The sequence below is a fragment of the Paenibacillus sp. JCM 9796 genome (assembly GCF_055379675.1).
Genome location: NZ_AP043723.1, coordinates 1022643 through 1043780, shown reverse-complemented (window position 1 = coordinate 1043780; position 21138 = coordinate 1022643). Strand labels below are relative to the sequence as shown.

The window sequence follows — 21138 nt, the reverse complement described above, 5'->3', positions numbered from 1 at the left end:
GAGCGTCAGGAACGGAAAGCGGAAGCCAGCAGCAGCAGCCCTAACGCCGCCAGAAGACCTATAGCGACAAACAGCAGACTGCCGATCATGATCAACACGCCCGGGAAAATAAGCGTAATCGCCAGGACTGTACCGAGACCCCAGAGCAACGCTTGCAGCGTCCACTTCAAGACGGTCCACAGCAGAACCGCCAGCAAGACCCCGCCCGCCAGTTGCAGCAGTATGAGCATGGAGATCCCTCCTTTGAAGCCATTATATGGACGTACACGAAAAAGATGCCTTCTATCGGCGGACGAGTCATGATTTCCGAATAAAGCGAATACATCTAGTACCTACAGGATCTAAGGAAACGAACGGTAGGGAGGGGCTGTACGATGAAACAAGGCTCGGCAATCCGCGGAATCGTATTCGGCATCTTGTTTACACTTCCGATATGGGCGTTCATTTTCTGGCTGGTTCGAAAACTTTGGGTTTCTTGAATGGGTGTGGACGGCATCACAAAAAATATAGATAAACCTGTTGACTTCTATGTCTGAAGATGTTATTATACTTCTTGTCCCCAAGGGGACAGTAATGATTGAGCGTTCGTGGCGGAATTGGCAGACGCGCTAGATTCAGGTTCTAGTGGGGTAACAGCCGTGGAGGTTCGAGTCCTCTCGAGCGCATTAAGCAAAGCAAGGCCCTTAACCGATGGTTGGGGGTCTTGCTTTTTTTTGCGTTCACTAAAGTGGAAGTGCGAATAACAGCGTGTGATTTAGTCTCATCTAATTCGCACGCTGTTTTTAATTTCATTCAAATCAACGTTTGACGGAATATAAAATCGGGATTATCATAACACTATACTCAAACTATTGTTTGATTGATGGAGGTGCTTACATGACTGAAAATGATACATGTGAACGGTATTGTTTTGATGAAGCAACGGTGCAAAGGGTACAAAACTCACTGCAGAAGCAAGATATTTCGGGCATGGCGAACATGTTTAAGGTGCTCGCCGATGAAACGAGAATGAAAGTAGCATTTGCTCTGTGCCAGGAAGATGAGCTGTGCGTTTGTGATGTTGCAAATATCATCGGATCCTCGCTTGCAACGGCATCGCATCATCTGCGAACGTTAAAAAAATTGAACCTGGTCAAATACCGGAAAGAAGGAAAGCTCGCGTTTTACTCTCTGGAAGATGAACATGTGCGGCAGCTCATCAAGCTTGCCTCGACGCATAATCAGGAGTTGATGCCAGTTGGACAATAATACGCAAAATCATGCAGAAGCTAAAAACGTGTATCGCGTTCAAGGGTTTACATGCACAAACTGTGCCGGTATTTTTGAAAAGAACGTAAAAAATCTCCCTGGAGTTCAGGATGCACAAGTCAATTTCGGAGCATCCAAAATAACCGTTGTTGGTAACACGACAGTAGCGGAATTAGAGAAGGCAGGGGCATTTGAAAGCCTGAAAGTGACACCTGAAAAAGAGCATGTCGTCGAAAAGAAAGGGCCGTTTTGGAAAGAAAACTGGAACGTGATTGTCTCTGCTCTGCTGCTTGCTGCCGGTTACATTCTGGGAGAAGATCATTCGCTTTCGTTTATTTTCTATACGACGTCGATTGTCATTGGTGGCTATGAATTATTTATTAAGGGTGTCCAAAATCTCTTCCGGTTTCAGTTTGATATGAACGTGTTAATGACCATTGCGATTTTAGGTGCTGCAGCCATTGGACAGTGGAGCGAAGGGGCGACTGTAGTCATTCTTTTCGCCATCAGCGAAGTATTAGAGCGGTATTCGATGGAGAAAGCTCGTCAATCGATTCGCTCTTTGATGGACATTGCACCAAAGGAAGCATTCATTCGTCGCGGCGGCACCGAGCTGATGGTAAACGTGGATGATATCCAGGTTGGAGATATCCTGATTGTAAAACCTGGGCAAAAGCTTGCCATGGACGGGATTGTCATTAAGGGCTCGTCTAGCGTCAATCAAGCAGCCATCACCGGCGAATCGATTCCGGTTACCAAGACCATCGATGATGAAGTGTTTGCAGGGACGCTTAATGAAGAAGGATTACTGGAAGTAAAAGTAACCAAAACCGTTGAAGATACTACGATTTCGAAAATCATTCACCTGGTGGAAGAGGCACAAGCCGAGCGAGCTCCTTCACAAGCGTTCGTGGACCGGTTCGCGAAATACTACACGCCAGCAATAATGATGGTGGCGCTTGTGATCGCAGTTGTTCCGCCGCTGCTTGGCGGCAGCTGGGGCGAATGGATTTATAGAGCGTTAGCACTTCTTGTTGTTGGCTGCCCGTGTGCTCTTGTTATCTCCACTCCAGTATCGATTGTAACGGCAATCGGTAATGCGGCAAAACGCGGCGTGCTTATCAAAGGTGGTATTCACCTGGAGGAAGCAGGACGGATCTCCGCTGTTGCCTTTGATAAAACAGGAACGCTGACAATAGGCGTGCCGCAAGTAACGGAATTTATCACCTTTGGCGAACATGAACATGAAATGTTAAAAATTTCAGCCATCCTTGAAAAAGGCTCGCAGCATCCTCTAGCTTCCGCGATTTTAAGAAAAGCAGAAGCGGCACAAGTTGACTTTAAAGCCGATGCGGAAGAATTCAGCTCCATTACCGGTAAAGGGGTAAAAGGAAGGATCAATGGACAGCGTTATTACATGGGCAGTCCAAAGCTTTTCGCTGAACTGCACACATCAATGGAAACAGAAGCAAAACGCCAAATCGAAGAGCTGCAAAACCAAGGGAAAACGGTCATGGTCCTTGGAACAGAAGCAAAAATCCTGGCACTTATCGCGGTTGCCGATGAAGTACGGGAATCAAGCAAAAACGTCATTCAAAAGCTGCATGAGCTTGGCATCAAGAAAACCATCATGCTCACCGGCGATAACAAAGCAACCGCTGATGCTGTCGGCAAGCGTTTGGGCATTGCCGAAGTCAAAGCGGAACTCTTGCCGCAAGATAAATTAGAGTATATTAAAACGCTTCGTTCGCAGTACGTTAATGTCGCTATGGTTGGCGATGGGGTAAACGATGCTCCTGCTCTTGCTGCGTCTACTGTCGGTATTGCGATGGGTGGAGCCGGAACCGATACAGCCCTTGAAACAGCGGATATTGCCTTAATGGGCGATGATTTAAGCAAGCTGCCGTACACCATGAGTCTAAGCAGAAAAACGCTCGCGATCATCAAGCAGAACATAGCGTTCTCACTGTTAATTAAAGTGGTGGCACTGCTATTAATCGTTCCGGGATGGCTTACGCTATGGATGGCGATTTTCGCCGATATGGGGGCAACCTTAATTGTTACACTCAATAGTTTACGATTGTTACAAGTCAAAGATGGTGAACAAAGCTAAGCTCCCTCGAAATGATTCAGTTTCCTCACTCAGACTCATGAATTCGCAGGATTTCACCCTGTATTAAGTGTGAGGTCAAAGAATATACAGAGGAGCCGGTAGCCGGGGACAGTAGAAAGACATGCGGGAACAAAGGTGTCGGAACCAACACCATATCGTTCCAATATGTGCACGTCTCCACGTATCCCTAGCGATTTTCACTCCCATGTCTCAACGGGTCTAAGCCCTTTCATTCCTTCGTCACATCTTACTAAGGGGTGGAGGTCGGTCTTTCTAACGGAACGGGTCAGAGCCCTTTTGCTTAATGTCTTCCGATACTCCGTGCTTCTTGATATCCTGCGAATGCATGAGTCGGTGAGGTGGATTAAACTTAGGCTGCTTGCGGGAATACTTTGGTCGAGTCGTAAGATTCACTGCTCTTAGCTAGCCCAACAAGCATGCGGGCTACTTTACCACACAATTTCATGATCGATTTCATCTTTTTTAGCTTCTTTACTTCAACATTAAAATGGTGTAGGGCACGAACATCTGGATTGGTCATGACCATACACATCGTCATTAGATAGAGAAACCGCCGGAGACGTGGGCGGCCTCGCTTACTAAGCGCCATTTTACCACGCCACTTACCGGAACTCGCCTCAGTCAAATTAAGCCCGGCATGTCGTAACAAGGCATTTCCATGTACATACCCACATAGGTCACCGGTTTCTCCAAGTACACCAGCCAAGCTGGTTGCATTCAGCCCCTGAATTTCAAGTAGCTTCTGGGCATAGGGAATACGCTTTAGGATGAGATTGAGTTCATGCTCGATCTGTTCAAGCTGGCGCTGCGCCAAGTCATATTCCTCAAGCAGATGACCTAAATGAAGTTTGTATGCGTGTAGTGCCTGTGTGGCGCCAACACTGCACTTTGCTAGTGCAATGAGCTGCTCTGCCCGCTTCACTCCGGAATGACGCTTCACATACTGCTTCCAACCGGCAAGGACCTGTTCAGTTGTTAACTGACTTATTTCCTTAGGCAACGGGAAGAGCCTGAGCGTAGCAATGGCACTGGTACAAGTAAGGATCTTAAAGACCTGTCGCAGCTCCGGAAACACGATATCTACCCAGCGATGAATCTGGTTAACAGCGCTGTTGAGCCGTTTGGTAACGGTGTCCCGATTAGCCATGAGAATTCGCAGTTCCTCGTAGGCTTCCGAATGAAAACCGGTTTAAACCCGTAACTTTAGAGTCTTACACCCTTATTCACACGATTGCGTAATTTCTCATTGATTTACGTCGTTGTCGCTCGTTGTCGCCCTTGACATGGAGCCTCCAGCGGGCATGATTTTTCGCGATAGGGCGATGCGGATAACACATGCATCGCGAGGCTAACAAGCCTATCATGCCCGTCCCTCCATGTAAAGGGCTTTATCCATCATACCTTAATCACAAGCGGTTTTACGGCTTGCTGATGCATAGCTTGATGAAATTCCTGCGGGGATAGATCATACAAACTTCCATGGATCCGCCGCTGATTATAAAACAAGAGATAGTCAGATACGATACGGTATGCATCCTGATAACTCTCAAATTCATGCCTGGAGAGACACTCTTGTTCTAAAATGGCATGAAATGCTTCGATATGCGCATTTTTATTCGGCGTTTTCGGAGGAATACGTTCATGTTCTACACAATACTCCAGGCATGCTTCTTCAAAAGCATGGCTGATAAATTGCGGGCCGTTATCGGTACGAACCACGGGCAGCTGATCTTTCTCAAAGAGCCGCCGTTTCCATAACGCTCTCTGCAGGATTTGCGCAGCATGCTTCCCTTCACAAGAGAGGCCCATGTGGTAGTCGATAATCGATCGGTCGTAGACGTCAATCAGGCTGAGCAAGAAAAAGAAACGCTGCTCTGCTGCAATATAGCCGTATTTCACGTCCATCTCCCAAAGCTGATTCGAAGCGCAAATCTCACGGTTGTTCGCCAGCTTTCGGGGATATTGGATTCGCTTCCGGCGTTGTGGCTGCAGGATGCCCAGTTCCTGACACAGCCGGTATACTTTTTTCTTGTTAATGATCAGCCCATACTGTCGTTTCAGGCATACGGTTAATTTACGGTAACCGTAAGTCGCTTCTTCCCCGGCAATAAGCTCCATCAGCCATTCCTTGATCTGCTCATCGCTGACGGGACGCCGCTTATGATCCAAGGAAAAGCCGGGAATCGGCCGTCCGCCGTTATACACTCGCTCTTGCTTGAAGTGTTTCTTCCGGTAATAGTACGTCGCTTCACTGACGCCGACGATTCGCAGCACCACTGCAGCTTTATACCCCCGCGCAATCCATTTGTCGGCGATCTCTATTTTGTCCGATAGGCGGGGTTCACCTTTTTTACGAGATCACGAAGAATCGCAATCTCCAAATCCTTCTCGCCCAACAGCTTTTTCAATTTGTCGTTTTCCTGCTCTAACGCTTGAAACTCTTTGGATGATGGAGTGTAGGCTGCAACTTTTTTTGGATTCTGGTGATGCGTTTTTCCAGTTTGCATGCTTCGATTGACGAATCCAACGAGCGAGCATTTTCCCGTCTATTCCATGTCGTCTTGCAACTTGACTTGCATTGCCTGCTTCTAAGGCTTCTTGGATGAGCTGTTGTTTAAATTCAATGCTGTAACTCTTGCGCTGCATCTTTGATCCCTCCACTTTTGTTAATTCATATTGTAGTGGATAAGGAGAAAAGACTCAAAGGTAAATATGGGGCTTTAGAGAGAGCATTTAACACCTCTTCTAGCCACTGCGCACAATCCTGTCTGGATTTTAAGGGCCGGGAGACTACGCTTTTACCGTAGTCTCCAATTGAATCCACACAAAAGACCCGATGCGTTCCGATAAATGAAGGAACATTCTTATACCACATCGTAGAATTGAAGGTCATGCCATGCAGCATCACAAGTGGCAGTGCATCCTCTCCTCCTGAAACGATAATATGGGTATCGCCAAACGATGTATTGATTACCTTAATTTCATAGGGAATATCCCAGAGATCAAGGCAATCCGCATATGCCGCCTGGAATTCCCTCTTCCCCATCTCGGTTTTGAAGATTGATAGTACAGCGCTTGTACTCAAGCAAATTCCTCCTAATCCTGATTGAATTACACACTTGTTATAGCGGGTACTATCTTGAAGCATTGGTGCTAATCAAAATCTTTCCATGTGATGTCGGCACTCAATAATCCTACGACATTTTCCTTTACTGTCCATTCAGATTTTGTAGCTGCCTTGGGTTTTCGAAAACATACCAAATTGGAGTGGTATCCGAAGGCTTTACATGTAGATGGGCGTATCGAATGGACCCCACAGGAATCTCGATCAAGATCATAAAATATACAGGTGCCCCAATGCCTTTTTTGATTCTGCAATTTAGATCGACTGGTCGGTGACATCAAGCGGATCCTCTTCTTAAGCCGTTTTAATTCTTCATCTGTTACGGGTACTGGCCCGCAGCATAAACCTTTGCATCCTTGACAAGGTAATTGATCCATACACCCTCCCTAATGGCTAGTGCTAAATTGAATAAATTGATCCGGTGAATTTCGAATCAATGCAGCTATATTGGCGATGGTTTGTTGTGATATGGTTAGAAACCGCTCATATGCAAATTTAAACTCGCTGCCCAGATTCGTATCTTTTTCTAGGTCCTCACGCGATATCTTCAATAAATCCTCTATATGTACTGGATGATTATGGGCATGCAAAATTTGCTCTATGTCCTTTAAAAGTTCCGTAAATTGCCTATCCTCTAGCTCATTGATCTTTTCCTTCAATGCCCGCCACCTTGTTTCCTGAGCCATACAAAATGCGCTCCACCAATAAAGTTCTTCAACGGATTTATGCACGTGTGAATAATAAGTATGGAACATGAACAGTATCTGCTGTCTGGCTGTCAATTGCCTATAAAAAAGTCGCAAATCGCCATCTTTGCTGTTTACCTCCTTGTACATATTGATTAGGGGAAGAACGCAGGCTTGTGTTAGAACTACGTCATCATTCAAGCTCGAGTAGGTTGCTTCCGACATGATTACTAGCATAGCAAATTCTCCTTTCATTAGAATTAATATAACAAGACGATAATGAGTAAAATGAAAAAATAACAATTACAATATCGGTTTCAAAATGCACAACAGGAGTGAGAAGATGCCAAAAGTGTCATTAAAGCATAAAGATAGGAGAGACGAAATGAGATTTTGCTTGCCGCGGTGCAGGTTTTCAAACAGAAAGGGTATGAGGCGACACTCGGCACTGGGGCGCACACTATTATGCAAACGAAACCAAAACAGCGTGGATGGCGTTAGAGAAATTTTTTAGATAACCAGTTGCAATTGGCATACAACGCAGAAAAGTGCCTTTATGTTTGAGTGTTTTTGTTATTGGACGCCATGACCCCAAACGTAAAAATTTTCATAAAACAAAGGCATCAAGCGGTGTCGGACAGCATTTTCTCATTTCTAATGAAAGGCATTGAAAGCGATGAGTTTCAACCGACCGAACCGCTTGAATCCGCGACACTTACCATTATGTCTTTCCTGGATAGTATTTTTTGAAAGCTTGATAAATGGAGCTAATCGTATGGGTATGGAGGCTCAATTAAAAACCATGCGATCAATGTTGGCACTTGTAATAAATCCTATTAGATCTTAGGCGTAAGCTCCATTTAGTACATTTGAGGTATATACTCTTTATTTCAACAGAATATTTCGCTCATCGAAAACATTGGCTACAAATATTGAAATTTATTACACGTGAAACCCGGTATACGGCACGCAATGCATAATTGCTTCGATGATCTAATGCAGTTCTAACCCGACATTCGGAGCTGCATTGATATGCACATTCAGTTGTGGCTCACAGCCACCTTTAGTGGTTAGCGAAGCAATTGTCACCAACTGACGTTGCTTCATATCCAGTCCGGGGCGATATCTTTCAATGAATTTATTACCCTTTGGCCGCCCTCCCCATCTACTTCCATTAACTTTGTCCATCCACGTTCACGGTTTAAACCCGTAACTTTAGAGTCTTACACCCTTATTCACACGATTGCGTAATTTCTCATTGATTTACGTCGTTGTCGCTCGTTGTCGCCCTTGACATGGAGCCTCCAGCGGGCATGATTTTTCGCGATAGGGCGATGCGGATAACACATGCATCGCGAGGCTAACAAGCCTATCATGCCCGCCCCTCCATGTAAAGGGCTTTATCCATCATACCTTAATCACAAGCGGTTTTACGGCTTGCTGATGCATAGCTTGATGAAATTCCTGCGGGGATAGATCATACAAACTTCCATGGATCCGCCGCTGATTATAAAACAAGAGATAGTCAGATACGATACGGTATGCATCCTGATAACTCTCAAATTCATGCCTGGAGAGACACTCTTGTTCTAAAATGGCATGAAATGCTTCGATATGCGCATTTTTATTCGGCGTTTTCGGAGGAATACGTTCATGTTCTACACAATACTCCAGGCATGCTTCTTCAAAAGCATGGCTGATAAATTGCGGGCCGTTATCGGTACGAACCACGGGCAGCTGATCTTTCTCAAAGAGCCGCCGTTTCCATAACGCTCTCTGCAGGATTTGCGCAGCATGCTTCCCTTCACAAGAGAGGCCCATGTGGTAGTCGATAATCGATCGGTCGTAGACGTCAATCAGGCTGAGCAAGAAAAAGAAACGCTGCTCTGCTGCAATATAGCCGTATTTCACGTCCATCTCCCAAAGCTGATTCGAAGCGCAAATCTCACGGTTGTTCGCCAGCTTTCGGGGATATTGGATTCGCTTCCGGCGTTGTGGCTGCAGGATGCCCAGTTCCTGACACAGCCGGTATACTTTTTTCTTGTTAATGATCAGCCCATACTGTCGTTTCAGGCATACGGTTAATTTACGGTAACCGTAAGTCGCCTCTTCCCCGGCAATAAGCTCCATCAGCCATTCCTTGATCTGCTCATCGCTGACGGGACGCCGCTTATGATCCAAGGAAAAGCCGGGAATCGGCCGTCCGCCGTTATACACTCGCTCTTGCTTGAAGTGTTTCTTCCGGTAATAGTACGTCGCTTCACTGACGCCGACGATTCGCAGCACCACTGCAGCTTTATACCCCCGCGCAATCCATTTGTCGGCGATCTCTATTTTGTCCGATAGGCGGGGTTCACCTTTTTTACGAGATCACGAAGAATCGCAATCTCCAAATCCTTCTCGCCCAACAGCTTTTTCAATTTGTCGTTTTCCTGCTCTAACGCTTGAAACTCTTTGGATGATGGAGTGTAGGCTGCAACTTTTTTGGATTCTGGTGATGCGTTTTTCCAGTTTGCATGCTTCGATTGACGAATCCAACGAGCGAGCATTTTCCCGTCTATTCCATGTCGTCTTGCAACTTGACTTGCATTGCCTGCTTCTAAGGCTTCTTGGATGAGCTGTTGTTTAAATTCAATGCTGTAACTCTTGCGCTGCATCTTTGATCCCTCCACTTTTGTTAATTCATATTGTAGTGGATAAGGAGAAAAGACTCAAAGGTAAATATGGGGCTTTAGAGTTCATACCCCTATTCGTGCAATTATGATTCCTCCTCTTGTCGTGTGTTACGTCTTTCCATCTTACACATTAGAACGCATTGTGTGGGGCAGCGTAGCTTTTCTACCTTTACCCGCAACACGCAATGACTTCCTCTGTAGAGTCTGAAGTACTGCAACTTCCTGTGGAGCATGAACTCTTCTCCTGGCTTGTTTGATCGTCGCCTTCACAACAGTTCGTTAGTCCAATACTGCAAACCCCTGTCTCTGGCAACTCCAGTTCGACCTTAGCAGCCGCATCCCAGTCCCCTGTTAGACCGGCAACTATTGAACGAACTTGTTCATAACCAGTTGCTAAAAGGAATGTAGGGGCACGGCCATAACTCTTCATTCCAACAATATAGAAGTTTTTTTCGGGTTGCCTTAACTCCTTCTCCCCATGCGGTCGAACGGTTCCGCAACTGTGAATGTTCGGATCGATCAGCGGTGCAATCTCAGCGACGCTTTCGATCACTGAATCCATATTTATCCGTACCTCGTGCAGGAAGGAAAGCTCAGGGCGTGTCCCTGTATTACTGATGACCTGATCGATATTACTTATTTCCATAGATTCTCCGTTAAGTTCCCCAGTTACGGTAAGTCTACCGTTTTCCATCCTAAAATCCTCTATGAAAAACGGGGTCAACACACTGACCTCCTGGGCATCCACCATGCCTTGAATTTGTATCCCCAATTCACCGCGAGCAGGAAGATTATCGTTTTCCTGCCCACCGTACACCTCCCTCACATGGTTTTTCCGCAACACCCAAAAGATGTTCGTTTCCGGATTCTCTTGTTTTAAGGACCGTAACTCAAGAAGCACATTTATTGCGGAATGTCCTCCGCCGACGACAACTACATTTTTTCCAATATAGCGATTTTTCTCGGCACCTAGAATATTGGGAATGCCGTAGAAAATACGACTCTTTGCATCCAACTCCCCTTTACCCCAGACTCCATCCGAGACAGAAGGATTCGGGTTGGACCACGTCCCAGAAGCATCGATGACAGCTTTGGCCTCAAACCGATTGGTTTCCCCCCCGATTTCCACTTGAAGGACAAAAGGGAGCGATTCACGGCCTTTCGTTTTTATTTTACTCAATCCTTTACGAGTGACGGAGACCACTTTCGCCCCAACATGTATGTGATCCCGAATTGCCGGAAGTTTGGACAGTGGATAAAGGTATTTTTCGACCAACTCGTTTCCCGTCGGCAAGCCTTCTTCATCCGGCACTTCCCATCCTTGAGAGGTCAGTAACTCCTTTGCCACCTTATCAATATTGTAGCGCCAAGGGGAAAACAGTCTGACATGTCCCCACTTCTTGATGTTCGCTCCGACCTGTTGGCCCGACTCGAACAAGACGAAACGTTCGCCTTTCTTCATTAAGTGGGCCGCTGCAGCAAGACCTACTGGTCCGCCGCCTATGATCGCCACAGGCAGTTGTTGATTTTCTTTTTTTCCTGAAATACTAGGACTGCACCCACACGAAGATGGTTGTTTTTTTGACGTGCAACACGAGTTCATAGTACATACCTCCGATTGATAAATTCATTGCCACGCTTATGAATAAATTACCTACTTCTGACTTAACGCCTCATAGCGAGATACCCTTTTCCCTAAGGTTATTGTCATGAAATTGATTCTTCTGCGACCAAACAACGACAGATATAGCCAAGAAAAGAGCTGCTATCCAGCAAACTATCGAACTATCGAACCATTGCAAAGTAAAGTAACCAATTAACGGACCAAAACCTGCACCTATGTCTACTGTTGTTGTATATGCTGCAACTATAGCCTGTCTCTGGTTGATCATGGAAGCGACAGCCGATATTTCAGCATCTAGTAAAGTGGTGACCACCGTCGCACTTAGTAACAACCCGACCGCAATCAAGAACCAGAATGGGGTGGGTATCGGCAACGGAATAAGGATAAAAAGAATCATAGCCAATAACAAGGTATACTTTAACGTAGGAACCCGATGTTGGTTGCGATCTGTCCAGACCCCTAACCACGGAGCCACGAATGGTTCCCATGACCATCTAGCTGCCTGTAATAAAACTGCTCCTGTAATTGCCCCCATACCATGAAACACCATATTGGGTTCAAAGTCTTGATTTTTAAGCCACAGGCTCAGTGAGGAATTCATGATTCCTTGATAAGACAGGGCTGAAAGGCCCCCAGTGAAAAGAGCTCTTTTTACTATCACCGGCATCGAATTGAACAGGCGATTATCTCCGAATACACTAAACTCTGCTTTCGATTCAACTGGTCGTTCAAAAAGGATTACCAATAACGGCACAGCTACGAGGATGCATAAAGAAAAAACGTAAAACACAGTTATCAAACCGATTAACGGAGTAAGTATGACACCGGCGACAATGCCGGCTAAACTCCCGATCCTAGATATTCCATTATATAAGCCAGCCATCTTCCCCGCCTGAAAACCATTATGGTCTAAGCTCTTAATGACGATAAGTTGTCCGCCTTGTTTTAATAATGCGAATGCAGCCCCCCACATTGATCTCATTAGGGCTAATACCCAGAAGCCCTCAAATGCTCCATAAGAAAAAGTTGAAAATCCAGTTAAAACAAGCGCTATTAGGAGACCGGTGAAGATCGAATTCGTCTTGTAAAACCAACCAATTACCGGGTGTAAAGGAATTCTGATAAGTCGATTAATTGAAAGGAGCACTCCAACCTCCCACCAATTGTCCAACCCGAACTCATTCATACTTAACGGTAAAACAACGTAGAGCAATGAGTCCCCCAATAAACAGACAGCGGTTACGGCTGCTACGACCACTACCTGGATATCAGATTCCAATGTTTTCACGTTAAAGAAATGGCTCATGCATATTAGGTCACCCTTCCTTTGTTATTGTCCTTTCAACACGGTAGACGGAGGATCTCGCAAAAGGACGCATTTTTTATTGAAAATTTTCAAAAGTTTTTTTTTGAGGAATGGGTCCCTTAGATTATATTTTGCGTCAGCTAGTTGGTTCAGGTATTTCCTTTTTTCCTGCCGCCCCCGGTAAGGAACCCCACGTGATCCTTGGTCAGCTCATTGTCATAACTCATCTTCCTCTCGCCCTTTCTACTGTTAAATTGCATATATATTTGCTAAGCTCTTAATATAACCGACAACGAATCGAAAAGGACGAAAGGAGGAGTAATCTTTGACAACTGAAGAACTTTGGAAGGAATTCCATAAACCATTAAAAAGATTCATTTCAATGAAAGTAACAGACCATGCCGCTGCGGAGGATATTTTACAGAATGTTTTTCTTAAAATATACACACGTTTGGATACCCTTATGGACGGGCAAAAAATTAATTCCTGGATCTACCAAATTTCGCGTAATGAGATCATTGATTATTACCGTGCTCGCAGACCACAGGACGAACTGTCGGATCAATTGCGGGAAGAGTTAAGAGAAGAAGAAGACCGTGTAGTGGAGGAATTGTCCCAATGCATGAGACCCATGGTTCAACGTTTGCCACATAAATACAGGGAAGCGATTGAGTTTTCAGATCTCGAGGGTTTTACGCAAAAAGAACTTAGCGATCGATTAGGCATTTCGCTCTCCGGCGCTAAATCAAGAGTCCAACGTGGTAGAGAAAAATTAAGGCAACTTATGCTTGCTTGTTGCGACTTTAAATTCGATCATAGTGGACAAATTATAGACTACTCTCTACAGAAGAACAGTTCTTGTTCCGACCCTTGCACTTGAAGATATTCTTGCTTAATCTCCACATTGAAAGTAGGTCTGAAATTAATGATCGTCAAACTTGTTACCTGCATCGTATCTAACGGCAATAAAGGTCTTTTCCCCTGGGCACAATTAAAATGGAGTTTATTATGAACGTCCAAGGTTTTATTGCACAATTCGAAGGTTGGAGGTACATATAAGAATTACTACTCCTTCATAGAAAATCTCCATGATGAGATTTGTCAAACTTAGGACTACTGTGGTTTAATTGATGTAAGTATGGACAGCGGAACTCGACGGGCACATCTTTATTGTGCCCTCGTTCCAATTTTTATTTGTTTTTTTTTGAAAACCGGTTTAAACCCGTAACTTTAGAGTCTTACACCCTTATTCACACGATTGCGTAATTTCTCATTGATTTACGTCGTTGTCGCTCGTTGTCGCCCTTGACATGGAGCCTCCAGCGGGCATGATTTTTCGCGATAGGGCGATGCGGATAACACATGCATCGCGAGGCTAACAAGCCTATCATGCCCGCCCCTCCATGTAAAGGGCTTTATCCATCATACCTTAATCACAAGCGGTTTTACGGCTTGCTGATGCATAGCTTGATGAAATTCCTGCGGGGATAGATCATACAAACTTCCATGGATCCGCCGCTGATTATAAAACAAGAGATAGTCAGATACGATACGGTATGCATCCTGATAACTCTCAAATTCATGCCTGGAGAGACACTCTTGTTCTAAAATGGCATGAAATGCTTCGATATGCGCATTTTTATTCGGCGTTTTCGGAGGAATACGTTCATGTTCTACACAATACTCCAGGCATGCTTCTTCAAAAGCATGGCTGATAAATTGCGGGCCGTTATCGGTACGAACCACGGGCAACTGATCTTTCTCAAAGAGCCGCCGTTTCCATAACGCTCTCTGCAGGATTTGCGCAGCATGCTTCCCTTCACAAGAGAGGCCCATGTGGTAGTCGATAATCGATCGGTCGTAGACGTCAATCAGGCTGAGCAAGAAAAAGAAACGCTGCTCTGCTGCAATATAGCCGTATTTCACGTCCATCTCCCAAAGCTGATTCGAAGCGCAAATCTCACGGTTGTTCGCCAGCTTTCGGGGATATTGGATTCGCTTCCGGCGTTGTGGCTGCAGGATGCCCAGTTCCTGACACAGCCGGTATACTTTTTTCTTGTTAATGATCAGCCCATACTGTCGTTTCAGGCATACGGTTAATTTACGGTAACCGTAAGTCGCTTCTTCCCCGGCAATAAGCTCCATCAGCCATTCCTTGATCTGCTCATCGCTGACGGGACGCCGCTTATGATCCAAGGAAAAGCCGGGAATCGGCCGTCCGCCGTTATACACTCGCTCTTGCTTGAAGTGTTTCTTCCGGTAATAGTACGTCGCTTCACTGACGCCGACGATTCGCAGCACCACTGCAGCTTTATACCCCCGCGCAATCCATTTGTCGGCGATCTCTATTTTGTCCGATAGGCGGGGTTCACCTTTTTTACGAGATCACGAAGAATCGCAATCTCCAAATCCTTCTCGCCCAACAGCTTTTTCAATTTGTCGTTTTCCTGCTCTAACGCTTGAAACTCTTTGGATGATGGAGTGTAGGCTGCAACTTTTTTGGATTCTGGTGATGCGTTTTTCCAGTTTGCATGCTTCGATTGACGAATCCAACGAGCGAGCATTTTCCCGTCTATTCCATGTCGTCTTGCAACTTGACTTGCATTGCCTGCTTCTAAGGCTTCTTGGATGAGCTGTTGTTTAAATTCAATGCTGTAACTCTTGCGCTGCATCTTTGATCCCTCCACTTTTGTTAATTCATATTGTAGTGGATAAGGAGAAAAGACTCAAAGGTAAATATGGGGCTTTAGAGAAACGAACAGGAGAATAATACCCATTCTTAATCATGTCTGCAATGACAAGGGCATCCTTGCGGTCGCTTTTAGATGGAGTGTTGTCGCGGTTTTCCTTGTTCTTTTTGACCAGGTGGGGATTGACGAGTACGGCTTCAATCCCTTGTCCTTGAAGCCACTGGGCTAGACACAGCCAGTAATGACCCGTAGGCTCCATGCCAACGATGACTTTGTCTAACTTGTATGACTTGAGCAAGTCTTGAATCCAGCGGCCGAATAGACGGAAACCTTCGTGATGATTCCCAAAGTCGATTGGTGATCCCAATGCGATGCCGCGATAGCTGACTGCTCGGGCAACATGAGTCTCTTGGGCAATATCCACACCCACAACCATATGGGTAGCGGTAATGTTTTCAATGAGTTGATTTTGTTTATCTTGTGCCTTAAACTGGAGTTGTCAATAAAAGTGCAGTTTGAAAACACACTCATGTAGAAATCCAGTTACGCAGCTGCTTGTGACAGCATTCTTTCGCGATAAATAACTGGCGGCCAGCCCCCTGGATTAGAGGTGTAGATCCGCCGTCTGTTGTAGTAGACCATGATGTATCTGAAGATGATCGATTTAATATAGGCCATCGGATAGCGCTCCGTGTTGATCTTGTATAGCTTCTCTTTCTTAAGCGTAGCAAAAAAGCTTTCCATCCTTGCGTTATCATAGCAACGCCCTGTGCCACTCATGCTTTGAATGGCGTCACGTTTAGCCAGGCTCTCCCGGAAAGCATGGCTCGTGAACTGGCTGCCTCTATCGCTATGGTAAATCATTCCGCGAGCGTTTCTCGCTTTACAGGCGTTCTCAAAGGCTTGGATGCAAAGCTCCTTGCGCATGTTGTCGTCCATGGCGAGGCCCACGATCTCTCCGTTGTAACAATCCAGTACAGCGGACAGATATAGCTTGCCGTCTGAACAAGGAACTTCGGTGATATCCGATAGCCACTTTTGGTTGGGTGCTGAGGATCTGAAGTCTCTCTGGATCAGGTTCTCGCTCTTTTGAGCTTCGGCATCCTCGCGTGTAACGCCGTTTGGATGACGCTTGGCTTTCTTCAGCAGGCCGTGCCTTTTCATAATTCGATAGACGGTGCTGTAGCTGGTCGTGATCTCTATTTGTGACAGCGCCAGTAGAATACGCTGGACACCGTAATTACTATTGTCTTCATGTTCACCGATGATTTCTTTGATTTTGACCAGAAGGCGTTGCTGCCGCTCCTGTTTCGGTGTGGGCTTCAAGCTACGGTAATAGCCCGATTCGCTGACAGCAAGTACTTCGCACATCTCCTTGACGGTCCATCGATCCCGTCGTTTACGGATGTAAACATAGAGCTGGCATGCCTTTACCGCTTCCGGTCTTTTGCGAAAAAACCGAGTGCGTCCTTGAGAATTTCATTCGCGCGGCGCAACTCGCCAATTTCTCTTTCTAATTCGATTTCACGCGCAGTCTTATCGGCAGATGCATAAGCGCGTCCGCTCCCGATATGCGCTCCGTCGCCGTGCAGGGTTCTTCGCTTTCTCCATTCCTGCAAGGTATAGTAGGATACGCCTAACTGCTCGGCAGCCTTCTTTGGTCCAATCTCATCGCTCAATCGTACTGCTTCTTCTTTGAATGCTTTGTCGTACCGATTCATTGTATCTCGTCCCCTCGTCAGCTTTCATTTTATTTCATACGAGGGTGTTTTTCGACTGCATTTTTATAGTAGCACTCCAGACTTCATTGTAGAGTGACCTCCATGATGATAGGTTTTTGGGGCAATGACCCCGTGCGCAATCCTATCTTACAGAGGCACTCTTTTTTATTCAAAGTCCAAATTTTTCGTTTCACAGGAATTCTAACGGGACACGATGGCGCAATAAAAACAGCGGCAGTCTGGGACTTTGTTTTCGCGTCCTAGTCCGCCGCTGCGCATGCTTAAACGGATCGTACGCTTCATTGTTTTTAAGGCATGAGTATAAGGCTTGGGCTATCCCATATAGGCCATGATCCTAGCATCAATCTTATGATCCACATTAGACTCAGGGGTTAACTGATACGAATATATATTCGCACTTTCTCTAAAGTAATAAATGTTGCTCGTTGAACTATCGTTCTCCATGCCTATGATCATGCTGTTTAATCGGTGCTTTTGTTGTAATCCCTTCATCCATCGCTCTAGCTTTTCAAACCCTTCTATGGTGTTACTAAACGATAGATGACGGCTTGCCAGCACAATCCCTCGATAATTCGTAGCTTGTGCCACATGCGTCTCCTTTGCCATGTCGATACCGACAACAAGATGAGATGTGGTGATTCGTTCAATTCGTTGATTTTGTCCGTCTGATTGCTTAAACTTCATAGTAAGAGCGCCTCCTTGATGGTGTTGGGTTTCGAACCCGTCGACAAACCCATCATACCGAGGCGCTCCTTTTTTGACAAAGGTCATTTCTTAGTCCTTACAGGAATGTTTAGTGCAACCTCCGTGCGATTAGTGTTTATTTATTTGATCATATAGCAGCATACTTCTTACGATATTTGATATCTTCTTCAGATTCTATCCATTGCAAAGCTGTTTGCTTAATTTCTTCATCTTTTAATTCGTCGTACATTTTCTTTAAGCCTACAATGATATCGTACCGAATCAATGTATAATTCTTCTCATCGGAGCATTTTCGAAAGCGATCAACCAAATGAGTTATCACCATCTTTTTTTGTTCCGGGCCAGATTTGGATGGATTGCTTCACATCATCATCTCCCTTCACGAACTGGTACACATTATATCACATTCTATTTTGAGCTAATTCTGCCCGTTCGTTCAATAAAAAAGCACATACGCGATCGCATGTAGTTCTTTATATAGATCCTTAAATTGATCAAAGCAATACTAATCTTGCATCAGTGTGCGCTTGCCTGCTATTTTTGTTACGATAGAAGTTGAAGGAAGAGATTCTACGGCAGAGCGAGGTTGGGAAATTCATGCGCATACGGCAAGCCCATCTAAGGGATGTACCGCAAATCCTTGATATCTATAATGAAGCGATCGCGAACACCGTGGCCACGTTCGATACGGTGCCGCGCACGCTGGAGCAGCAGGAGCAATGGTTCGAGCAGCACGGGGACGCATTCCCGGTGCTGGTGGCGGAGCTGGACGGTATCGTGGCGGGCTGGAGCTCGCTGAACCGGTATTCGGACCGGCTGGCTTATGCGCGAACGAGCGAGCTGTCTTTATACATCCGGGACGGGTACCGCGGGCAAGGGATCGGCAAAGCGCTGCTGGAAGCGGTTCTCGCCCAAGGCAAGCAGGCGGGACTGCATACCGTGCTCTCCCGCATCGAGGAAGGCAACGCGTCGAGCCTGCATCTCCACCGGTTGTTCGGCTTCGACACGGTGGGGACGATGCGCGAGGTCGGTGTGAAATTCGGACGGCTGCTGAATGTCGTGCTGATGCAGAAGATGCTGTGAATGTTTGTTCGGCCAGAGCCTTGGAACGGTTGGGAAAGTAGCGGTGAAAGCGGCTTGACTCGATTTTCACGGGTCGATATAATGGAAAGTATGTGAAGTTTGACGACAGCAACAAAGCAGCGCCCCGTACGGAGGCACCCCGCTCGGGGTGCTTTGTCGTATGCGGGCGTTTGTCGGCAGCGTGCCGCAATCGGGAAAGGGGCTTATACGGATGAATTACAAACTATGGCTGGCCGAGCAGACGGCTTCCAAGCTGGAAGGCGTGAGCGTGGAGGCGCTGGCGGAATGGATCGAATATCCGCCGAATCCGCAGATGGGGGATTTGTCGCTGCCGTGCTTCAAGCTGAGCAAGCAGCTGCGCAAAGCGCCGCAGGCGATCGCCGAGGAGCTGCAGCAAGGCTGGGGCGAGCATCCGGCAGTAGAACGGGTGGAAGCCGTTGCCGGTTATTTGAACGTGTTCTTGAATAAAGCGTCGTTCGCAGCGGATGTGGTGAGCGAGGTGTTGGCGCAGGGCGAACGCTTTGGCTCGCAAAATATCGGGGAAGGGCGAAGCGTCGTCATCGACTTCTCGTCTCCGAATATCGCCAAGTCGTTTCATATCGGACACCTGCGTTCGACGGTGATCGGGCGGGCGTTGTACAATATTTTCAAATTTCTCGGCTACAACAGCGTCGGCGTCAACCACTTGGGCGACTGGGGGACGCAGTTCGGCAAGCTGATCGTGGCTTACAAGCTGTGGGGAGACGAGGCAGCGGTGGAAGCCGGCGGCATCGACGAGCTGCAGCGCCTCTACGTCAAGTTCCACGACGAAGCGGACGTGAAGCCGGAGCTGGAGGACGAAGCGCGCGCCTGGTTCGTGAAGCTGGAGCAGGGCGACGAAGAAGCGCACAAGCTGTGGCGCTGGTTCGTGGAAATCAGCTTGAAGGAATTCCACAAGATGTACGATCTGCTCGGCGTCAAGTTCGATTCGTACGCGGGCGAGAGCTTCTATAACGACAAGATGGCGGCTGTGCTCGAGGAGCTCAAGACGAAACAGCTGCTCGAGGAAGACGATGGCGCGCTGCTCGTGAAGCTGGAAGATTACAATATGCCTCCGGCGTTGATGGTGAAGAAGGACGGCGGAACACTGTACCATACGCGCGACGTTACGGCGGCGATTTATCGCAAGCACACGTACGATTTCGAGAAGGCCGTATACGTGACGGATGCCGGGCAAAGCCTGCACTTCCAGCAATGGTTCAAGGTGATCGAGCTGATGGGTTATGACTGGGCGAAGCAGCTCGTCCACGTGCCGTTCGGCAAAGTCAGCCTGGAAGGCGCGAAGCTGTCGACGCGCAAGGGCAATGTCATCAACCTGGAAGAGCTGTTGACCAAGGCGATCGAGAAAACGCGCGAAATCATCGAAGAGAAAAATCCGGAGCTCGAGAACAAGGAAGAAGTTGCGCGTCAAGTCGGGGTCGGCGCGGTTGTGTTCAACGATTTGTCGAACAACCGGATCAAGGACATCGTCTTCTCGTGGGACGAGGCGCTTAACTTTGAAGGCGAAACCGGGCCCTACGTGCAGTACGCCCATGCCCGTGCCTGCAGCATCCTGCGCAGAGCGGGTGCGGTCGATACGGCGTCGGCGAAGCTGGAGCTGTTGACGGAACCGGCGGAGCAGGGTCTCGTTCGCGAGCTGCACCTGTTCAAGGAACGGGTCGTTCAGGCGATGGACAAGCTGGAGCCTTCGATCATCAGCCGGTATTTAATCGATCTGGCGCAGGTTTTCAACCGTTTCTATAAGGAGTGTCCGATTCTGAAAGCGGATGTGAACGCGGACGTGCAGGCGGCGCGTCTGGCGCTGACGAAAGCGACGACCGTGGCTCTGACGAACGGGCTCGCTTTGATCGGCTTGGACGCGCCGGAGAAAATGTAAGGATTGTGAAAATGTAAAGACCGTCGTGAGAGTGGAAAAGCGGGGCTAGTGCGCGTGAGTGGAGGCGCATCGCAGCTCCGCTTTTTTTTGTTGGAGCGCTTCCGTGTCAACGAAACGGCAAACACCCGTCCACCGGGTGCCTTCACGATAAGGTGCGGCGAACGGGAACGGGTGTTTGCCCGCATGCATCGTTTCATGCAGGACGT

Annotated in this window: 20 protein-coding genes, 1 tRNA gene and 4 pseudogenes; 7 read left to right on the top strand and 18 right to left on the bottom strand. The window is 47.0% G+C overall.

Annotated features, from left to right (window positions below; genetic code table 11):
* Positions 1 to 5: 5 nt before the first annotated feature.
* Positions 6 to 230, bottom strand: coding sequence for a hypothetical protein (locus ACZ439_RS05080; protein WP_054798497.1), 225 nt, complete (start codon positions 228 to 230; stop codon positions 6 to 8).
* 351 nt (positions 231 to 581) lie between these two features.
* On the opposite strand from ACZ439_RS05080, the gene ACZ439_RS05075 reads away from it, so the two are divergent.
* The 3 genes from ACZ439_RS05075 to ACZ439_RS05065 all read left to right on the top strand — a co-directional run bounded on the left by ACZ439_RS05075 (position 582) and on the right by ACZ439_RS05065 (position 3361).
* Positions 582 to 665 (top strand) — tRNA-Leu (locus tag ACZ439_RS05075).
* A 211-nt stretch (positions 666 to 876) separates the two neighbouring features.
* On the top strand, positions 877 to 1248 hold the full coding sequence (locus tag ACZ439_RS05070; RefSeq protein WP_127609592.1) for an ArsR/SmtB family transcription factor: 372 nt from the start codon (positions 877 to 879) through the stop codon (positions 1246 to 1248).
* Positions 1238 to 3361 (top strand): heavy metal translocating P-type ATPase, encoded by a 2124-nt coding sequence (locus ACZ439_RS05065; RefSeq protein ID WP_464620725.1) that lies wholly within the window; start codon positions 1238 to 1240, stop codon positions 3359 to 3361. The genes ACZ439_RS05070 and ACZ439_RS05065 overlap by 11 nt, the downstream gene beginning before the upstream one ends.
* 370 nt (positions 3362 to 3731) lie before the next feature.
* On the opposite strand, the pseudogene ACZ439_RS05060 reads toward ACZ439_RS05065, so the two are convergent.
* From ACZ439_RS05060 to ACZ439_RS05040, 5 genes and pseudogenes are all read right to left on the bottom strand, one after another.
* A pseudogene (locus ACZ439_RS05060) lies at positions 3732 to 4559 on the bottom strand (transposase); the annotation flags it as partial.
* 218 nt (positions 4560 to 4777) lie between these two features.
* Positions 4778 to 6028: pseudogene (locus tag ACZ439_RS05055) on the bottom strand (IS3 family transposase).
* 25 nt (positions 6029 to 6053) lie between these two features.
* A complete protein-coding gene (locus tag ACZ439_RS05050; protein WP_464620724.1) occupies positions 6054 to 6467 on the bottom strand; it encodes an alpha/beta fold hydrolase in 414 nt (137 codons plus the stop codon).
* A gap of 68 nt (positions 6468 to 6535) precedes the next feature.
* Complete coding sequence (locus ACZ439_RS05045) at positions 6536 to 6883, bottom strand: YkgJ family cysteine cluster protein (RefSeq protein WP_464620723.1); 348 nt, start codon at positions 6881 to 6883, stop codon at positions 6536 to 6538.
* A 9-nt stretch (positions 6884 to 6892) separates the two neighbouring features.
* Positions 6893 to 7429 carry a hypothetical protein gene (locus tag ACZ439_RS05040; RefSeq protein ID WP_464620722.1) on the bottom strand — a complete coding sequence of 179 codons (537 nt, stop codon included), beginning with the start codon at positions 7427 to 7429 and terminating at the stop codon, positions 6893 to 6895.
* A 348-nt stretch (positions 7430 to 7777) separates the two neighbouring features.
* Between ACZ439_RS05040 and ACZ439_RS05035 the strand changes: the two genes are divergently transcribed.
* On the top strand, positions 7778 to 7942 hold the full coding sequence (locus ACZ439_RS05035; protein ID WP_464621112.1) for a hypothetical protein: 165 nt from the start codon (positions 7778 to 7780) through the stop codon (positions 7940 to 7942).
* Between the two features lie 135 nt (positions 7943 to 8077).
* Here ACZ439_RS05035 and ACZ439_RS05030 read toward each other — a convergent pair.
* From ACZ439_RS05030 to ACZ439_RS05010, 5 genes and pseudogenes are all read right to left on the bottom strand, one after another.
* Positions 8078 to 8367: pseudogene (locus ACZ439_RS05030) on the bottom strand (carboxymuconolactone decarboxylase family protein).
* A 232-nt stretch (positions 8368 to 8599) separates the two neighbouring features.
* The gene (locus ACZ439_RS05025; protein ID WP_174349642.1) at positions 8600 to 9481 is read right to left on the bottom strand and encodes an IS3 family transposase; all 882 of its coding nucleotides are present in this window, start codon (positions 9479 to 9481) and stop codon (positions 8600 to 8602) included.
* A gap of 41 nt (positions 9482 to 9522) precedes the next feature.
* Entirely contained in the window at positions 9523 to 9849 is a 327-nt protein-coding gene (locus ACZ439_RS05020) for a transposase (protein WP_141336823.1), read from the bottom strand.
* A 187-nt stretch (positions 9850 to 10036) separates the two neighbouring features.
* Positions 10037 to 11470, bottom strand: coding sequence for an NAD(P)-binding domain-containing protein (locus ACZ439_RS05015; protein WP_464620721.1), 1434 nt, complete (start codon positions 11468 to 11470; stop codon positions 10037 to 10039).
* A 70-nt stretch (positions 11471 to 11540) separates the two neighbouring features.
* Complete coding sequence (locus tag ACZ439_RS05010; RefSeq protein WP_464620720.1) at positions 11541 to 12797, bottom strand: MFS transporter; 1257 nt, start codon at positions 12795 to 12797, stop codon at positions 11541 to 11543.
* A 325-nt stretch (positions 12798 to 13122) separates the two neighbouring features.
* Here ACZ439_RS05010 and sigZ point away from each other — a divergent pair, with 325 nt between their 5' ends.
* Positions 13123 to 13677 (top strand): RNA polymerase sigma factor SigZ, encoded by a 555-nt coding sequence (gene sigZ / locus ACZ439_RS05005; RefSeq protein ID WP_464620719.1) that lies wholly within the window; start codon positions 13123 to 13125, stop codon positions 13675 to 13677.
* Between the two features lie 542 nt (positions 13678 to 14219).
* Here the strand turns inward: sigZ and ACZ439_RS05000 are convergent.
* The 7 genes and pseudogenes from ACZ439_RS05000 to ACZ439_RS04970 form a co-directional block, all read right to left on the bottom strand.
* Positions 14220 to 15101: an IS3 family transposase gene (locus ACZ439_RS05000; protein ID WP_174349642.1), complete on the bottom strand. Its 882-nt coding sequence runs from the start codon at positions 15099 to 15101 to the stop codon at positions 14220 to 14222.
* A gap of 41 nt (positions 15102 to 15142) precedes the next feature.
* Entirely contained in the window at positions 15143 to 15469 is a 327-nt protein-coding gene (locus ACZ439_RS04995; RefSeq protein ID WP_141336823.1) for a transposase, read from the bottom strand.
* A 49-nt stretch (positions 15470 to 15518) separates the two neighbouring features.
* Positions 15519 to 15923: pseudogene (locus ACZ439_RS04990) on the bottom strand (IS110 family transposase); the annotation flags it as partial.
* Positions 15924 to 16030: 107 nt separating this feature from the next.
* Positions 16031 to 16894, bottom strand: a complete 864-nt coding sequence (locus tag ACZ439_RS04985; protein ID WP_464621111.1) for an IS3 family transposase — start codon at positions 16892 to 16894, stop codon at positions 16031 to 16033.
* Positions 16895 to 16917: 23 nt separating this feature from the next.
* On the bottom strand, positions 16918 to 17208 hold the full coding sequence (locus ACZ439_RS04980; protein WP_464619971.1) for a transposase: 291 nt from the start codon (positions 17206 to 17208) through the stop codon (positions 16918 to 16920).
* A 333-nt stretch (positions 17209 to 17541) separates the two neighbouring features.
* A complete protein-coding gene (locus ACZ439_RS04975; protein WP_054798604.1) occupies positions 17542 to 17913 on the bottom strand; it encodes an IS110 family transposase in 372 nt (123 codons plus the stop codon).
* Positions 17914 to 18061: 148 nt separating this feature from the next.
* Positions 18062 to 18199, bottom strand: a complete 138-nt coding sequence (locus ACZ439_RS04970) for a hypothetical protein (RefSeq protein WP_464620718.1) — start codon at positions 18197 to 18199, stop codon at positions 18062 to 18064.
* A 332-nt stretch (positions 18200 to 18531) separates the two neighbouring features.
* Between ACZ439_RS04970 and ACZ439_RS04965 the strand changes: the two genes are divergently transcribed.
* The gene (locus tag ACZ439_RS04965) at positions 18532 to 19017 is read left to right on the top strand and encodes a GNAT family N-acetyltransferase (protein ID WP_054798603.1); all 486 of its coding nucleotides are present in this window, start codon (positions 18532 to 18534) and stop codon (positions 19015 to 19017) included.
* A gap of 211 nt (positions 19018 to 19228) precedes the next feature.
* Entirely contained in the window at positions 19229 to 20932 is a 1704-nt protein-coding gene (argS, locus tag ACZ439_RS04960) for an arginine--tRNA ligase (protein WP_054800492.1), read from the top strand.
* Positions 20933 to 21138 lie beyond the last annotated feature (206 nt).

Coding starts and splice junctions, on each gene's coding strand:
- ACZ439_RS05080 (WP_054798497.1), bottom strand. CDS start 230: ATGCTCATACTGCTGCAACTGGCGGGCGGGGTCTTGCTGGCGGTTCTG.
- ACZ439_RS05070 (WP_127609592.1), top strand. CDS start 877: ATGACTGAAAATGATACATGTGAACGGTATTGTTTTGATGAAGCAACG.
- ACZ439_RS05045 (WP_464620723.1), bottom strand. CDS start 6,883: ATGGATCAATTACCTTGTCAAGGATGCAAAGGTTTATGCTGCGGGCCA.
- ACZ439_RS05040 (WP_464620722.1), bottom strand. CDS start 7,429: ATGCTAGTAATCATGTCGGAAGCAACCTACTCGAGCTTGAATGATGAC.
- ACZ439_RS05035 (WP_464621112.1), top strand. CDS start 7,778: ATGACCCCAAACGTAAAAATTTTCATAAAACAAAGGCATCAAGCGGTG.
- ACZ439_RS05020 (WP_141336823.1), bottom strand. CDS start 9,849: ATGCAGCGCAAGAGTTACAGCATTGAATTTAAACAACAGCTCATCCAA.
- ACZ439_RS05015 (WP_464620721.1), bottom strand. CDS start 11,470: ATGAACTCGTGTTGCACGTCAAAAAAACAACCATCTTCGTGTGGGTGC.
- ACZ439_RS05010 (WP_464620720.1), bottom strand. CDS start 12,797: ATGAGCCATTTCTTTAACGTGAAAACATTGGAATCTGATATCCAGGTA.
- ACZ439_RS04995 (WP_141336823.1), bottom strand. CDS start 15,469: ATGCAGCGCAAGAGTTACAGCATTGAATTTAAACAACAGCTCATCCAA.
- ACZ439_RS04980 (WP_464619971.1), bottom strand. CDS start 17,208: ATGAATCGGTACGACAAAGCATTCAAAGAAGAAGCAGTACGATTGAGC.
- ACZ439_RS04975 (WP_054798604.1), bottom strand. CDS start 17,913: ATGAAGTTTAAGCAATCAGACGGACAAAATCAACGAATTGAACGAATC.
- ACZ439_RS04965 (WP_054798603.1), top strand. CDS start 18,532: ATGCGCATACGGCAAGCCCATCTAAGGGATGTACCGCAAATCCTTGAT.
- argS (WP_054800492.1), top strand. CDS start 19,229: ATGAATTACAAACTATGGCTGGCCGAGCAGACGGCTTCCAAGCTGGAA.